Source organism: Streptomyces sp. bgisy130 (assembly GCF_057708345.1).
Window position 1 is genome coordinate 353,961 of the sequence record NZ_JBYISA010000004.1, and the last position, 15,469, is coordinate 369,429.

The window sequence follows — 15,469 nt, forward strand, 5'->3', positions numbered from 1 at the left end:
TGCGTACTCTGGAATCTCACGCCCCAAAGGAGGCCAAACGCCCATGGATTACGTCGCAGCGCTGCTCCCGCCCGTAGTGATGGCCGTGGCCTTCACCGCCCTGATCGTGACGATCATCAAGAGCCAGGGCGGAGAGAACAAGGCCAAGGAGGACGCCGCGGTGGATGCCGCCCTGGCGCGCGCCGAATCCGCCGGTCAGGAGCCCACGGCGCACGGCGCCTGAGCCGCCCGCCGCCCTTTCGGCGGCCCGCGCGCACCGTACGACCCGGGATCGACCGTCCCGGGTCGTACATCCTTTTTCCGGCACAAACGCAACGAGATCAACGGGCATTCGCGACATCTCCCACTATTGTTCTTGTGTGCCGAGACGCTTGGGTGATCTGGAAGACGCGGTCATGACGCGGGTCTGGGAGTGGAACCGCCCGGTCACTGTTCGCGAGGTCCTGGAAGACCTACAGAAGGAACGGTCCATCGCCTACACCACGGTCATGACCGTATTGGACAACCTTCACCAGAAGGGCTGGGTGCGCCGCGAAGCAGAAGGCCGCGCCTATCGATATGAGGCGGTCTCCACTCGCGCCGCCTACGCGGCCGCACTGATGAACGAGGCATGGTCCGCCAGCGACAACCCCGCGGCCGCTCTTGTCGCCTTCTTCGGCATGATGTCGCCGGAACAGCGACAGGCCCTGCGCGACGCCGTACGGATGGTCCAAGTCGACGAACCCGCGGAAGACGCGGAACACCCGGCACAAGAGACGGAAGAGAGCACGACGGCGGAAGAACCCGCGGCACAAGCGGCAGCGCAAGGAGCCGAGGAAGCCGGGCCCGCCGAAGGGGATGAACCCGGGGCCGGTGCCACCGGCAAGGGGCGATAGCGTCCCGGCATGCCCCCGCATTCAAAAGGCCTCACCGTCCGCCGGGCCAGGACCAGCGATGTACCGGCCGTACGCCGCCTCATCGACTCCTACTCACGCGACGGGATCCTGCTCGACAAAGCCACCGTCACGCTTTACGAGGACATCCAGGAGTTCTGGGTGGCCGAGCGGGACGAAGACGCCGAGGTCGTCGGCTGCGGAGCACTCCACGTCATGTGGGAAGACCTGGCGGAGGTCCGCACCCTGGCCGTGGATCCGCGGCTGAAGGGGTCCGGAGTCGGCCACCAAGTCCTCGACAAGCTGCTGCGCACCGCGAGCTGGCTCGGAGTGCGGCGCATTTTCTGTCTCACCTTCGAAGTCGACTTCTTCACCAAGCACGGCTTCGTAGAGATCGGCGAAGCGCCGGTAGACGGTGATGTCTACAGTGAGCTGCTGCGTTCCTATGACGAGGGCGTTGCGGAGTTCCTCGGCCTCGAACGAGTGAAGCCCAACACCCTGGGTAACAGTCGGATGCTTCTGCACCTGTGATGAGTGTTCTATGTCCGAATCGCTCCCCTATCTCATGGGTACGGAAGCATGCGTTCCCCGGTCTGCGGGCAAGTGAACCCTACCCAAGGGTTTGTGTTTTTCCCGGAAAAGCGGTTTGCTTTCCGTCGTAATCCGCATTCGATGAAAGGGAAACCGGTGGCACAGAAGGTTCAGGTTCTTCTTGTCGACGACCTCAACGGTGGCGAGGCGGACGAGACGGTGACGTTCGCTCTCGACGGCAAGTCCTACGAGATCGACCTCTCCGACAGCAACGCCCAGAAGCTGCGCGACTCCCTCGCCGACTTCGTGAAGGCGGGTCGCCGTACCGGTGGCCGCGCTTCTTCGGGTCGCGGCAAGTCGCGTGGTGCGGCCTCCGGCGGCAGCCAGGACACCGCGAAGATCCGCGCCTGGGCCAAGGAGAACGGCTACAACGTCAATGACCGCGGCCGTGTCCCCGCCGACATTCGCGAGGCATTCGAGAAGGCCAACGCCTGATCGCCGTACGCGCGGTCCGATTGGGCATTACCAGCACGCATCAACCGGGCACGGTGGCACTCCGTCGCCGCCGCGCTCACGAGTCGTACGAGGTCGGGGACGCCCCTGTCGTCCCCGTTTCCCGCCCCGAACCCCGTGGTGGGCAGGGAATTCTCCGCTTCGTACCCGGGCCGGGGAGGTCGCACCCATCGCGCGGCCTCCCGGGAACCGAATCCGTATGACGGTGCTGCGCCAGTGGGGAACGCCGGCGCGGGCATCCGGTCTCCGGTCCCACGCGCCGTGAGATCGGGGACAAGCGCACCCCACTCCAGCCATTCCAGGATTCCCGGGAGTTCCTCGGCGCCGCCGGCCGCGATGAGCATGAGCAATTTCGGCCGATCACCGGGGTGATTCCCGTCGCATCCGGCCCGAACGAGCGCCACCGGGCCGGTGTGCGGCAATCGCCGGAGTACGGCACTTCCCGCCCCGGCCGGCATCTCCAGCGCATCGAAGCGCCGCCCCGTCAGCAGCTCCACCGGCTCCGTTCCGGTGGTCGGCCAGCCCAGCTCTTCCTCGTACCACCGGCGAACGGCGGCGAGGGGGCTGCGGGGGCGCGGAAGCACGCGGGCCATGCCCGGTGCAACTCCCGAAAACCCAGGAAGTTACGCTGGGTCAAGGCGTGGATACGCACCGTGCCAGGGGGAGGGGCGCGGAGGGGCACTCGATGGCGTGCGGATGTTCGCCCGTAGCGGATGGAAGCGGCCCGCGCCGCATGGAGTGTCAGTGGCAGCGGGTAAGAAAGTCTCAGTGGGAAGAGACGCTGTGACCGGCGCCCGAGGCGTTCCGCCCCGGCCGAGGACCGACGGCGGACGGCGTGTCGGTGACGGGCGCGTTCGCCACGGGCGTAGTGGCAGAGGGCGTATATGCCTGGCCTGCGGGAACATCGTCTCGCACCATCGAGTTGGAGCAGATGTCAGCTGTTCGGCAGTAAATTTCCCCGCCGGAGCGGGGGTGATCCGGACGGGTGTCGGCAGTTGGAATGAGCTGTCCCGCCCCGCGGGACTAGCATGCGGAAGGACAGGGAGGGGACCGACCCCTAACTGCCTGACCGCTCTGAGGAGCGATTAACGATGTTCGAGAGGTTCACCGACCGCGCGCGGCGGGTTGTCGTCCTGGCTCAGGAAGAAGCCCGGATGCTCAACCACAACTACATCGGCACCGAGCACATCCTCCTGGGCCTGATCCATGAGGGTGAGGGTGTCGCCGCTAAGGCCCTGGAGAGCCTCGGGATTTCGCTCGAGGCGGTCCGCCAGCAGGTGGAGGAGATCATCGGGCAGGGCCAGCAGGCTCCGTCCGGGCACATTCCCTTCACCCCCCGTGCCAAGAAGGTCCTGGAGCTGTCGCTCCGCGAGGCCCTCCAGCTCGGCCACAACTACATCGGTACGGAGCACATCCTGCTCGGCCTGATCCGCGAGGGTGAGGGTGTCGCCGCCCAGGTCCTGGTGAAGCTGGGCGCCGATCTCAACCGGGTGCGGCAGCAGGTCATCCAGCTGCTCTCCGGCTACCAGGGCAAGGAAGCCGCCACCGCCGGCGGCCCCGCCGAGGGCACGCCCTCGACCTCCCTCGTCCTGGACCAGTTCGGCCGCAACCTGACGCAGGCCGCTCGCGAGACCAAGCTCGACCCGGTCATCGGGCGCGAGAAGGAAATCGAGCGGGTCATGCAGGTCCTGTCCCGCCGTACCAAGAACAACCCGGTCCTCATCGGCGAGCCCGGCGTCGGCAAGACGGCGGTCGTCGAGGGCCTGGCGCAGGCCATCGTCAAGGGCGAGGTGCCCGAGACCCTCAAGGACAAGCACCTCTACACCCTCGACCTCGGTGCCCTGGTCGCCGGCTCCCGCTACCGGGGTGACTTCGAAGAGCGCCTGAAGAAGGTGCTCAAGGAGATCCGCACCCGCGGCGACATCATCCTGTTCATCGACGAGCTCCACACCCTCGTGGGTGCGGGCGCCGCCGAGGGCGCGATCGATGCCGCCAGCATCCTCAAGCCCATGCTGGCGCGAGGCGAGCTTCAGACCATCGGTGCCACGACGCTCGACGAGTACCGCAAGCACCTGGAGAAGGACGCGGCCCTGGAGCGCCGCTTCCAGCCCATCCAGGTCGCGGAGCCGTCGCTGCCGCACACCATCGAGATCCTCAAGGGCCTGCGGGACCGCTACGAGGCGCACCACCGCGTCTCCATCACGGACTCCGCCCTGGTCGCCGCCGCCACCCTGGCCGACCGCTACATCTCCGACCGCTTCCTGCCGGACAAGGCGATCGACCTGATCGACGAGGCCGGCTCCCGGATGCGCATCCGCCGGATGACCGCGCCGCCGGACCTCCGCGAATTCGACGAGAAGATCGCCGATGTGCGCCGGGAGAAGGAGTCCGCGATCGACTCGCAGGACTTCGAGATGGCCGCGGGCCTGCGCGACAAGGAGAAGCAGCTCCTGGCCGCCAAGGCGAAGCGGGAGAAGGAGTGGAAGGCCGGCGACATGGACGTCGTCGCCGAGGTGGACGAGGAGCTGATCGCCGAGGTCCTGGCGACGGCCACCGGCATCCCGGTCTTCAAGCTCACCGAGGAGGAGTCCTCCCGGCTCCTGCGGATGGAAGACGAGCTGCACAAGCGCGTCATCGGCCAGAAGGACGCCATCAAGGCGCTCTCCCAGGCCATCCGCCGTACCCGCGCCGGCCTGAAGGACCCCAAGCGTCCCGGTGGCTCGTTCATCTTCGCCGGCCCGTCCGGTGTCGGTAAGACCGAGCTGTCCAAGACGCTGGCGGAGTTCCTCTTCGGCGACGAGGACGCGCTGATCTCCCTCGACATGTCGGAGTTCAGCGAGAAGCACACGGTCTCGCGGCTCTTCGGTTCGCCTCCCGGCTACGTCGGCTACGAAGAGGGCGGCCAGCTCACCGAGAAGGTGCGCCGCAAGCCGTTCTCCGTCGTGCTCTTCGACGAGGTCGAGAAGGCCCACCCGGACATCTTCAACTCGCTGCTCCAGATCCTGGAGGACGGTCGCCTGACCGACTCCCAGGGCCGGGTCGTCGACTTCAAGAACACGGTCATCATCATGACGACCAACCTCGGCACCCGGGACATCTCCAAGGGCTTCAACCTCGGCTTCGCGGCCCAGGGCGACACCAAGTCCAGCTACGAGCGGATGAAGAACAAGGTCAACGAAGAGCTCAAGCAGCACTTCCGCCCCGAGTTCCTCAACCGTGTCGACGACACCGTCGTCTTCCACCAGCTGACCGAGGACGACATCATCCAGATCGTCGACCTCATGATCGCCAAGGTGGACGAGCGGCTCAAGGACCGCGACATGGGCATCGAGCTCAGCGGCGAGGCCAAGTCGCTGCTGGCCAAGCGCGGGTACGACCCGGTGCTCGGCGCCCGTCCGCTGCGCCGCACGATCCAGCGCGAGATCGAGGACGCCCTCTCGGAGAAGATCCTCTTCAGCGAGCTGCGTCCGGGCCACATCGTGGTCGTCGATGTCGAGGGCGAGGGTGAGACCGCCAAGTTCACCTTCCGCGGCGAGGAGAAGTCGGCCCTGCCGGACGCCCCGCCGATCGAGTCCACGGCCGGCGGTTCGGGTCCGAACCTCAGCAAGGACGCCTGAGCGGCACCGCACCACCCGCGGATAACCGCCTGAGGCACTGCCCCGGAATCGTTTCTTACGGTTCCGGGGCAGTGCTGTTCCGTAAGGGGCCCGGTCTTTCCGCCCCGTTCTTTAGGGCGCGGAAATGCAGCCCCATAAATTAGGCAAGGGCCGTTTTCGGTCATTCGTGCACAGCCGCCATACGGCCCAGGCGGCGCGTACGCCGGCCGCACGCTACATCTGCACGACGCGAATGCCCTCGGGAACACCGGTCACCGGCGGAATACGGCGGCCGATCCGCAGCGTGTCCAGCCGCGGAAAAGTAGCCAGCCACTCCATGGAAACGCCCAGGTCATAGGCGAGCCACAGCCGCGTCAGCCCCTCGGCCGGGGCGATGCCCGCCACCAGCTGGTCCGGTGTGAAAGGCCCCGCGATCCGCAGATGCGGGCGGCCGCCCAGCCGGCGTAGCGTATGCAGCTCCTCCAGGTCCGCGACCGGGAAATACAGCTCGGCCGGTTCGAGGTGGGCGATGATCTCGCGGGCGTAGCGGGCGGTGTCATGGCGCCGCCAGGCCCCGGCGAGCTGCGCCCGTACCTCGTGATGCGCCCGGTCGCGCAGCCCCGTCAGATAGTCGATCGCCATGTCGTCGGCGATCGAGGTGGCGGTGATCGCGAGCAGATACGCCTCGTGATCGGAGACCTCGGTGGGATCGGGCAGCATCTCCAGCACGATCGGCCCGATCCAGCCCAGCGCACGGGCCGCGGCCGGGGTACTGGGCCGCACCATGTCACGGGTGAAGCGCTGCACCCGCGCCCGGACCGCCGGGTCCAGCTCAGTTGCGTGCTCCAGGCAGGCCGCCGCGAGCAGCTTGCGGTGCCGGGCCTCGGAGGCGCGTACGCCGGGGTGCGGGGCCAGCAGGCCGTCCAGCAGCGCCGCGCACTCATCGGGGCGGGCCAGTGCCACCGCCATCCGGATGACGTCCTCCCAGTCGTCGTGATGGGCATGCCCGAGCAGCAGCTCGAAATCGTGCCGCTGCACGGCCGCGCGGGCAGCCAGGTAGTCCTGGAAGGTGCGGTGGACGAAGTCGACGGTGCCGGGGGTGGGCTCGCGCAGCAGCCCGGTGCGGTTGAGCAGATGCCGGAAGACGTCCTCGGGGCCACCCTGCCGGGCCGCGTCCGGTATCGACGGCAGATGCCGGGCGAGGGTGTCGACCGCGGCCGCCTGGTCCATTTCCGAGCGGCCGTTGACCAGCATCCAGTGGGCGAGCTTCTGAAGCAGCTGGATCTTGGGCTGCCGGGTCAGCTCCACCCCGTCGGTGGGGACCATGGCCCGCTCCCGGTCCCGGCGCTCCAGCAGCATCGACAGCGCCGCGTCATACAGCTCTTTCCGGCCATGCGGCAGATAGCCCCGGCGGTCACGGTGCAGGGCACACAGCAGCCCGCACATCAGCGGATTCGTCGCCAGCCGCCCCAGATCGCGGGTGATCCGTACGGCATTGAGCAGCGTGCGCTCGTACTGGCCGAGCCGGTCGAGATCGGCCGGACACCGCTGCGCCGCCGCCCGGTGCCAGCGCTGAATGAACGCGGCGACGTCCTCACGGCCCATCGGCGCCAGCGACAGCTCGCTGAACCCCTCACCGGCGAGCCAGTTGCCGGGGACCGCGGACGGCCGGGACGTGACGATCCAGACGTTCTCCGGATAGCGCGCGGTCCACTCGGCCAGCTTGCGGCGCACCTGCTCGCGCTCGCTCTCCGGGGCCTCGTCGATCCCGTCGATCAGCAGCAGCGCCCGCCCCTCGTCGAGCACCCGCTCCGTCCAGCCGGCCGGCGCCGCCCCGGCGTCCCGGTGGCCGACGGCGCTCAGGAACGTGCCGGGGGAGGGCAGGCCCTCCCGCGCGAAGCGGCGTACCGGCAGCAGGAACGGCACCCGGCCGCGCAGCCCTGCCAGCGCCTCGGGCAGCTCGTCACGGGCGGTGGCGACGGCCAGCCACTGAAGCAGGGTCGTCTTGCCCGACCCGGCCACCCCGCGGACCAGGACCTGCCCGCGCCCGGACAGCGACTGCTCCGCGGGGAGCGGCGGTTCGTCCTGCCCGGCGGTGTCCGGCGAGCCCTCGGTCTCCGGAGGACCGGGCTCGCACTGGAGCCCCAGATAGGCGGCGTCCAGCGGCCAGCTGTCCGGGGAGTGCGTCAGATCGATCCCGAAGATCGTCAGGTGGTTGTGGAGGGCGGCGGTGTCCTGGGCGTAGCGGGCTTCGAAGGCGGTGTCTTGGGAGGTGGGGGCGGGGTCGGTGGCTAACGGGGCGGCGTCAGGGACGGTGTCGGTGGTGGGGGAGGCTCCGGCGGTACGGGACGGCTGCGCGGCGGTGGAGAAGGCGGCGCGCTGCCTGTGGATCAGCTCGGTGAGGGTGCGGGTCTGCTCCACGAGCGTCCGGGCGACGAAAGGCGACCGCTGGGTGAAGCGGTGCAGCAGGTGCAGGGCGGCGACGTCCAGCAGTAGACCGTGCAGCCGGGCCCCGTCGGGCGTCAGCTCCCGGGTGGCCCCGGGCACCGTCGCGCAGAGGCGCCGGGCGAACTCGGCCGGGAGGAGGCGGGCGGCATCGAGGTCGTCCATCTCGATCTCGGCGAGCGTGCGCAGAGTGCGGGCCAGGGCGGCGGCGACGGCTTCGTTCTCGACGTCCGTCCGTCCGGCCGACGCCTGCTCGACGAGGGCCGCGGCGAGACCGTGCAGCTCACGGTCGCTGAGGCTCGGCTTCTCGCCGGTGAAGGAGAGCAGCCGGGAGATCCGCACGGGACGGTCGACCGGCTCGGCCACTGGCCCGTCAGGGGCGAAGAGCCTGCGGATGAGCGGATCGACGACCTGGGGCGTGAGGCGGGCAACGATGTTCGTGGGATCCATGGGTTCCCCGTAACTGCGGTGCTGAATATGGGTGTTGGGGGGGGGAGCGTTGTCGGTCAGCCTATGTGCGGGGGCGGGGGTACTGGGTGAGTTTGATGTGTGGAGGGAGGGAGTGGCCAGGTTCCGGGTGGACGTAGGCGAGAAAGACCTCCCGGAGTTCCGGCAGGGCTGCTGCGGGGGAGAGGGCGATGGAGCCGCCAGTGAGGCTGTGGAGCTGGAGTTCGCGGACACCGGGAAAAACGGGGAGGACGGTGCTCAGTACGCGGCTCATTTCGGACAGCGGCAGGCGCGCCATATTGATGATGCTGAGCGTCTTCACTTGCGGAATCCGGAGACCGGTCGGCAGCTTCAAGGGGACGCCTTCTTCCGCCAGGCCGAAGGCGCAATGCTCCAGTTCGCTCAGTGAGGTCAGCGCACTCCATTGCTCCGTACCGAAGTCGTGGGCAATACGAGGCAGTTGGATGCTTTTGAGGCTGGGCCAGCGTGTGATGCCGGTGAATTCGGCGCCCACAGGTCCGTTGAGGGACAAGTACCTCAACGGGGCATCCGGGGGGAGGGCCGCCAAGCCCTCTGGCGGAAGCGTGCAGCGGAGCACCAGTGAACGAAGGCTGTGCAGCCGGTGAAGTCCGCGCGGAAGCGCCATGTCCGTCCGGGGCGGCCCCTCAATACTCAAAGTCCGGAGGCGACGGTCCGCGAGCGAGGCGAGGCTTTCGACGGCCGGGCAGTCCCAGAGCGACAGCCATTCCAGAGCGGGGAACTCCCGGAGGAAGGTGAGATCGGCGATCTCCGGGTTCTGTGCGATGTTCAGGCTCTCGGTCAGGTGGAGCGGCAATGCTTGAAGCAGTTCGGCAGCCGTGAAGGAGCCGCGCACCGAGACACGTCGCCGGCCGAGCGCCTGGAGCGCACGCAGTTCGGCCGGGGACATGGCGGGGACGGTCACCTTGGAGTCGAGGTGCTGAATGACCTCCCGGGAATACGTATCGGTATCGAAGTGCGGCCATGAAAGGGCGAGTTGGTTCCCAACGCCGATCGCCGGATGATCCCGGAACCGCTTCATGACCTCCAGCCCCGCGTCCGACCCAATAAGCGCCGCCGTCGCCACCACCTCCCGCGCCTCGTCGTCCGCCAACCCCTCCGGCCCGGGTAGCAGTTCCAGCACGAGCGGTCCCACCCCGGCGAGCCGGTCCGATTCCTCGCGGTTGCGTGGCGGCAGAATCGCCCGCGCGCGCTCGTTCACCTCCTCCCGCACCCCCGGATCGACCTCCGTCGCATGCTCCAGACAGGCCATGGCGAGCAGGTGCACACGCAGCCCCGTGGGGCGGCCGTCGATGCGGTCCCCGCGCTCCAACAACCCCCGCAGGATCTCCGCCCGTTCCCGCGGCCTGGCATGCGCCACCGCCATCCTGATCACGTCCTCCCACTGGGAGTCTTCCGCATGCGCGACCAGCAGCCCGAAGTCGCCGTCCTCCACGGCCGCCTTGGCGCCCAGGTAGTCCTGGAAGGTCCGGTGGACGAAGTCGACCGAGCCGGGGGCCGGTTCGCGCAGCAGACCGCTGCGCAGCAGCAGATGGCGGAAAATAGCCGTCGCATCGCCCTGTTCCGCCGCGGCGGGCACGGCCGGCAGCGCTTCGCCGAGGATGCGTTCGGCGCGCTCCCGGTCGAGTTCGTTGCGTCCGTTGCGGATCAGCCAGTAGGCCAGCCGCTGGAGCAGCTGGATCTGCGGTCCGTCGCTCAGCTCGATGCCCGTGGGGGCGGCCATATCGCGTTCCCGGTCGCGGCGCGAGAGCAGCATGCCGAGGGCGGCGTCGTACAGCTCTTTACGGCCGGTGGGCAGATAGCCGCGGCGGTCCCGGTGGAGTGCGCAGATCAGGCCGCACATGAGGGGGTTGGTGGCGAGCCGGGCGAGGTCCTGTTTGGTGTGGACGGCGGCCAGGAGGGACTGCTCATGGGCGTCGAGGAGTGCGGGGTCGTCGGCGTCGCAGCGGGCCGCGGCGTGCCAGCGGCCGATGAAGGCGGCGACCTCGGTGCGGCTCATGGCGGACAGCGTCAGCTCGCCGAAGCCGTCCGCGGCGAGCCAGTCGTCGCGTACGGCGGAGGGGCGGGAGGTGACCAGCCACAGGTTGTCCGGGAAGACGTCGGTCAGCTCGCGCAGCCAGCGGCGGGTCGCCTCGCGCTCGCGCTCGGGGATCTCGTCCAGGCCGTCGATCAGCAGCAGCGCCCGCCCGGAGGCCAGCACACGGTCCGCCCAGCCCACGGGCTGCGAGCCGGACACCAGGCAGCCGACGGACGACAGAAACCGGTCGGGGGTGGGCAGCGGCGCACCGTCGCGGGTGAGGGTGCGCAGCGGGAGGACGAACGGGATCCGGCCGTAGAGGTGGGGGAGGGCCGTGTCGCCGGGGGCCTTGGTGCAGGAGACGGCCAGCCACTGGACGAGGGTGCTCTTGCCGGAGCCGGCGACACCGCGCAGCAGCACCCGGTCGCGGCCGGCCAGGGCCTGATCGGCGGGGACGGGGACCGGGACCGGCGGCGCGCCTCCGGGGCCGCCCACCCCGTCGAAGGGGCCGACAGCGGTCACCTCGCGGGCGTCCGGGGCCGTCGCCTCCAGGCTCATGTACGCGGCATCCAGCGGCCACCGGTCCGGGGAGTGGGCCAGATCGATGCCGTAGATGGTCAGCCGGCCGTGCTTACGGGCGATGTACGCGAGATAGCTGCGCTCGAAGGCGGCGTCCGCGGCCCGCGGGGACGGATACCGCTCCAGGAATTCGTCGATGAGCGTGATCAGGCTGTCCAGGCTCCGGCTCTGCTGGACCAGGGTGCGGGCCACGAAGGCCGACCGCTGGGTGAAGAAGTGCACGATGTGCAGGCAGGCGGTGCCGAGCAGGGTGGCATGCAGCAGCTCGGCGTCCCGGGAGAGCCCGCGGACGGCGTGCGGGCTCGCCGCCTCCAGACGTTCGGCGAGGGCGGTGGCGCCCAGGCGGACGGCCTGTACGTCGTCCATGTCGAGGTCGCCCAGTCCGCGCGGCGTGGTGGCCAGAGCCTCGGCCACCGCCCGGTCCTCGTCCGCGGCCAGGGGGCGCTCGCCGGGCCCGGCGGTCCGTACGGCCCGGTCCACCAGCTCCGCCGCGATTTTGCGCAGGTCCTTGTCGGACAGGGTCCGCCGTTCGCCCTGGAAGCTGACCAGCCCGGAGATCCGGACCGGCTTCGCCACCAGCCCGGCACCCGGCCCCTCCTTGACGAAGAGCTTCCTGATGAGCGGTGCGACCACGCCGGAGGCGAGTCGGACACCCACTGCTGACGGGTCCATCGTGCGGTCCGCCCTCCCCCGTGGCCGGTGCTGTCGTCGGGCCACGTTAGAGCGGCGGTCGGGGCGGCGGGGTGGTGATCGGCCAGCTGCGCGCGGGCGGACTGCTGTGGCCGCGGTCACGCATTCCGGGCTGCCATTACTGCCCAATTCGGACATTTGGTGGGCCCGGGTAACCCGGGTCACAAAGGTCGCGTAACCCGGGTCACAAATACCGGGTAATGCGGGTCACAAAGGCCGGGTAAGCCACGTCACAAATACTTGAGTTGCCCGCGTCACAAGCCCCCGGAGCCCCGTATCGGGCGTCCGGAAGGGGTGAAAAAGGGGGTTGGATCTTGGTTATCGGTGACATGGCACACAGGCGTTTCGGTGCCTACTAAAAGAATTAGGGGAATGGGGCCGCGGGGATGCGGGGGTTTTCCGGGCCGGGTGAGGGTCTGGAGTCGGACGGGCGGCGCCGGAGAGGTGGGCCCCGTGCGGTGCATGGGTAAACGGCCTGCTCAAGAGGCGTGCGGCAGGCTCGGAAGGCATGGCGAGATGTCCGAATTCGGGGGTTTCGCGCAGAGCGTCGACGGGCACGCAAGGGCCTCCGTCACCCGGCTTCTCGTACGGGCCGGGTTAGTAGAAAGGGCCCTTGGCGGGGCGGCGAATGCGGGTTACCAAGGAATGGCAATCCCGGTCCGCAGCTGGGAAGCCAACCAATTCACGGAGGAAAACCCGCATGTCGAAGTTCGCCGCTCTCCGCAATTCGAAGAAGTTCGCGCTGCGCAATCGCGTCGCCGTTGTCGCCGCCGGTGTCGGTGTTACCGCCGCCCTGGGCGCCGGTATTGCCACCGCCGCCGACGCGGGTCTTCAGAACCTCACCTCGGGTGTCGGTTCGGCCGTGACCGCGCAGGCCGACGCGCAGGTCAAGTCCGTCGCCGACGCCAAGGCCGCCGCGGCCAAGGCCAAGAAGGACGCGGCCAAGAAGGCCAACGCCTGGGTCAAGCCGGTCGACAAGTACACCCTGGGCTCGACCTTCGGTCTGGCCGGCAGCCACTGGTCGCACAACCACAGTGGTCAGGACTTCGTCGTGCCGACCGGCACCCCGGTCAAGTCCGTCCACAAGGGCACCGTCGTCAAGGCCGGTCCCTACGGCGGCGGCGACGGCCCGGCGTACGGCAACGCCATTGTGATCAGGCATGACAACGGCATGTACACCCAGTACGCGCACCTGTCACAGATCGGCGTGAACGTCGGCCAGCAGGTCGGTACCGGTGACAAGATCGGCCTGTCCGGCAGCACCGGTAACTCCACCGGCCCTCACCTGCACTTCGAGGTCCGCACCGGTCCTGACTACGGGACGGGCATCGAGCCGACCGGATTCCTGCGGGCTCACGGCGATGCCGTCTGAGCTGAATCCGGCCGGGCTGGCCGGCGGTTCGGCGGGTTTGCCGCCGTGACCAGTTCTGTGGCGACCTCGAGGATGGCCTTGCGCTTCTCCTCGGGGTCGCCCTCCAGGTTCTGCATCGCGAACATGCCCGCATGCATGGAGAACAGCGCGGTGATGCAGCGCACCTGATCCGCCAGCTCCGACTCGGGCTCCCTGAGCAGCCCGAAGAGGGTCAGCATGCGCGATTTGAAGCTCTCGCCGATGCTCAGATCGCGCACCGCGGCCTGGTTCTCCTGCATGAAGCGGAAGAGGGGCTCGGCCGAGCGCAGCGACTCGCTGTAGCGGCGGATCAGCTCCTGCTTCGTCTCCAGGGTCCGCGGCTGCTCCTCGGCCCAGGCGATCAGCTCGTCGATGGGCCGGCCCAGGTCCTGGAACAGGCCGATGACGATGTCTTCCTTGGTCTTGAAGTGGTAGTACAGCGCCGCCTTGGTGACTTCGAGCTTCTCCGCGATCTCCCGCAGCGACGTCTTCTCGTAGCCCCGTTCGGAGAACAGCTCCAGAGCGACGTCCTGGATGCGCTGGCGGGTGTTTCCCCTGCGCGCCTGTGTGCTCATGGTGCTCTCCTGCGTCGTCGGTACTGGTCAGAGGGCTGCCCAGTGGGGCACCAGAGAAACTTACTTGACGCCCGGCTAGTTAGTCGCCTACCTTCCTCACTGTACTGAACTAGCCGGGCGGCAAGTAAGTGGGAGTGAGTGATGGGGAAGTCGCGCCACGCGACCCCGACGGGGGACGGACAGACCTCGGCCGTACAGGCCAGACCCGAAGCGGCACCGGGCAAGGGGCAGGAAAAACAGCCGGCCAGCGTGCGGATGGTGCTCTTCGCGCTGATGATCGCGATGCTGCTCGCGATGCTGGACAACATGATCGTCGGCACCGCGATGCCGACCATCGTCGGTGAACTGGGCGGACTGGAGCATCTGTCCTGGGTGGTCACCGCGTACACGCTCGCGACCGCGGCCTCGACACCGATCTGGGGCAAGCTCGGCGACATGTACGGACGCAAGGGCGTCTTCCTCACCTCCATCGTGATCTTCCTGATCGGCTCCGCGCTCTCCGGCATGGCCCAGGACATGGGGCAGCTGATCGGCTTCCGCGCCGTCCAGGGCCTGGGCGCCGGCGGTCTGATGGTCGGCGTCATGGCGATCATCGGCGATCTGATTCCGCCGCGGGAGCGCGGCAAGTACCAGGGCATGATGGCCGGCGTCATGGCCGTCGCCATGATCGGCGGACCGCTCGTCGGCGGCACCATCACCGACCACCTGGGCTGGCGCTGGAGCTTCTACATCAACCTGCCGCTCGGCGCGATCGCCCTGATCATGGTCACCGCGGTGCTGCACCTGCCCAAGAAGCGCTCGCAGACCCGCATCGACTACGTCGGCGCCGCGCTGCTCACCGTCGGCATCACTGCACTCGTCCTGATCACCACCTGGGGCGGTACCGAGTACGCCTGGCTGTCGAGCCAGATCATCGGCCTCGGCGTCCTCGGTGTGGTCGCGCTCGCCCTCTTCGTGGTCGTCGAGCGCAAGGTCAGCGAGCCGGTGCTGCCGCTGCACATCTTCCGCAACGGCAACTTCTCGCTCGTCACGCTCATCGGCTTCCTGGTCGGCTTCGTGATGTTCGGCTCGATGACGTTCCTGCCGCTGTTCCAGCAGACCGTGCAGGGCGCCTCGGCCACCAACTCCGGTCTGCTGCTGCTGCCGATGCTGCTGGCCATGATGGCGGTGTCGCTGTTCGCGGGCCGGGTCACCACCAAGACCGGCAAGTACAAGATCTTCGTCGTGGTCGGCGGCGGGCTGATCACCGCCGGCCTGACCCTGCTGTCCCTGATGGACACCGACACCACTCGCTTCACCTCCGGCGTCTACATGGCGGTGCTCGGCGCCGGTATGGGCTTCCTCATGCAGACCACGATGCTGATCGCGCAGAACAGCGTCGAGATGAAGGACATGGGCGTCGGCTCGTCCTCGGCCACCCTCTTCCGTACGATCGGCGGCTCCTTCGGCGTCGCCATCCTCGGCGCGATCTTCACCCACCAGGTGCAGGCCACGATGGTCGAACGCATCGGCAAGGCCGGCGAGAAGATGACCAGCGGCGGCGCCCAGATGGACCCGAAGGGCCTGGCCCAGCTCCCCCCGATGATCAAGGACGCCTACTCCCACGCGGTCGCCACCGGCACCCACCACGTCTTCCTGTGGGCCGCGGCAATCAGCATCATCGGCTTCGCCGCCGCCTGGTTCCTCAAGGAGGTCCCCCTCCGCGGCGCCCCGACCACCCCGGCCGAGAGCGCGCAGCGCGACGACGTTCCCAAGGACCGAATAGCAGTCCCTGA

The 15,469-nt window shown here is 68.5% G+C and carries 11 protein-coding genes; 7 read left to right on the forward strand and 4 right to left on the reverse strand.

The annotated features are described in order from the left end of the window. Positions 1-43: 43 nt before the first annotated feature. The 4 genes from AC3EUV_RS08845 (at position 44) to AC3EUV_RS08860 (ending at position 1,898) form a co-directional block, all read left to right on the forward strand. Positions 44-223, forward strand: coding sequence for a hypothetical protein (locus AC3EUV_RS08845; RefSeq protein WP_042150260.1), 180 nt, complete (start codon positions 44-46; stop codon positions 221-223). 172 nt (positions 224-395) lie between these two features. Then, positions 396-875: a BlaI/MecI/CopY family transcriptional regulator gene (locus AC3EUV_RS08850; protein ID WP_435602593.1), complete on the forward strand. Its 480-nt coding sequence runs from the start codon at positions 396-398 to the stop codon at positions 873-875. Between the two features lie 9 nt (positions 876-884). After that, positions 885-1,403 carry an amino-acid N-acetyltransferase gene (locus tag AC3EUV_RS08855; protein ID WP_042150254.1) on the forward strand — a complete coding sequence of 173 codons (519 nt, stop codon included), beginning with the start codon at positions 885-887 and terminating at the stop codon, positions 1,401-1,403. A gap of 156 nt (positions 1,404-1,559) precedes the next feature. Then, positions 1,560-1,898 (forward strand): histone-like nucleoid-structuring protein Lsr2, encoded by a 339-nt coding sequence (locus AC3EUV_RS08860; RefSeq protein WP_386686282.1) that lies wholly within the window; start codon positions 1,560-1,562, stop codon positions 1,896-1,898. On the opposite strand, the gene AC3EUV_RS08865 is transcribed toward AC3EUV_RS08860, so the two are convergent. Continuing rightward, entirely contained in the window at positions 1,829-2,509 is a 681-nt protein-coding gene (locus AC3EUV_RS08865) for an SCO3374 family protein (protein ID WP_435602582.1), read from the reverse strand. The two genes, AC3EUV_RS08860 and AC3EUV_RS08865, sit on opposite strands and share 70 nt — an antisense overlap. Positions 2,510-3,007: 498 nt before the next feature. Here AC3EUV_RS08865 and AC3EUV_RS08870 point away from each other — a divergent pair, with 498 nt between their 5' ends. Then, complete coding sequence (locus AC3EUV_RS08870) at positions 3,008-5,533, forward strand: ATP-dependent Clp protease ATP-binding subunit (RefSeq protein WP_042150248.1); 2,526 nt, start codon at positions 3,008-3,010, stop codon at positions 5,531-5,533. A 213-nt stretch (positions 5,534-5,746) separates the two neighbouring features. Here AC3EUV_RS08870 and AC3EUV_RS08875 read toward each other — a convergent pair whose 3' ends face one another. Together AC3EUV_RS08875 and AC3EUV_RS08880 are read right to left on the reverse strand one after the other, a co-directional pair. Then, entirely contained in the window at positions 5,747-8,407 is a 2,661-nt protein-coding gene (locus AC3EUV_RS08875) for an NACHT domain-containing protein (RefSeq protein ID WP_435602583.1), read from the reverse strand. A gap of 61 nt (positions 8,408-8,468) precedes the next feature. Beyond that, on the reverse strand, positions 8,469-11,711 hold the full coding sequence (locus tag AC3EUV_RS08880) for an NACHT domain-containing protein (RefSeq protein WP_488187960.1): 3,243 nt from the start codon (positions 11,709-11,711) through the stop codon (positions 8,469-8,471). A gap of 718 nt (positions 11,712-12,429) precedes the next feature. Between AC3EUV_RS08880 and AC3EUV_RS08885 the strand changes: the two genes are divergently transcribed. Then, positions 12,430-13,101 carry a M23 family metallopeptidase gene (locus tag AC3EUV_RS08885; RefSeq protein ID WP_432146466.1) on the forward strand — a complete coding sequence of 224 codons (672 nt, stop codon included), beginning with the start codon at positions 12,430-12,432 and terminating at the stop codon, positions 13,099-13,101. Here AC3EUV_RS08885 and AC3EUV_RS08890 read toward each other — a convergent pair. Next, on the reverse strand, positions 13,083-13,694 hold the full coding sequence (locus AC3EUV_RS08890; protein WP_432146467.1) for a TetR/AcrR family transcriptional regulator: 612 nt from the start codon (positions 13,692-13,694) through the stop codon (positions 13,083-13,085). The two genes, AC3EUV_RS08885 and AC3EUV_RS08890, sit on opposite strands and share 19 nt — an antisense overlap. Before the next feature lie 141 nt (positions 13,695-13,835). Between AC3EUV_RS08890 and AC3EUV_RS08895 the strand changes: the two genes are divergently transcribed. Next, positions 13,836-15,469 (forward strand): MDR family MFS transporter (locus tag AC3EUV_RS08895; protein WP_435602585.1); only part of this gene is annotated, 1,634 nt, incomplete at its 3' end.

Bases quoted from the DNA above. Each gene is read 5' to 3' on its own strand.
- AC3EUV_RS08845 (WP_042150260.1), top strand. From the start codon at position 44: ATGGATTACGTCGCAGCGCTGCTCCCGCCCGTAGTGATGGCCGTGGCC.
- AC3EUV_RS08850 (WP_435602593.1), top strand. From the start codon at position 396: ATGACGCGGGTCTGGGAGTGGAACCGCCCGGTCACTGTTCGCGAGGTC.
- AC3EUV_RS08855 (WP_042150254.1), top strand. From the start codon at position 885: ATGCCCCCGCATTCAAAAGGCCTCACCGTCCGCCGGGCCAGGACCAGC.
- AC3EUV_RS08865 (WP_435602582.1), bottom strand. From the start codon at position 2,509: ATGGCCCGCGTGCTTCCGCGCCCCCGCAGCCCCCTCGCCGCCGTTCGC.
- AC3EUV_RS08870 (WP_042150248.1), top strand. From the start codon at position 3,008: ATGTTCGAGAGGTTCACCGACCGCGCGCGGCGGGTTGTCGTCCTGGCT.
- AC3EUV_RS08875 (WP_435602583.1), bottom strand. From the start codon at position 8,407: ATGGATCCCACGAACATCGTTGCCCGCCTCACGCCCCAGGTCGTCGAT.
- AC3EUV_RS08880 (WP_488187960.1), bottom strand. From the start codon at position 11,711: ATGGACCCGTCAGCAGTGGGTGTCCGACTCGCCTCCGGCGTGGTCGCA.
- AC3EUV_RS08885 (WP_432146466.1), top strand. From the start codon at position 12,430: ATGTCGAAGTTCGCCGCTCTCCGCAATTCGAAGAAGTTCGCGCTGCGC.
- AC3EUV_RS08890 (WP_432146467.1), bottom strand. From the start codon at position 13,694: ATGAGCACACAGGCGCGCAGGGGAAACACCCGCCAGCGCATCCAGGAC.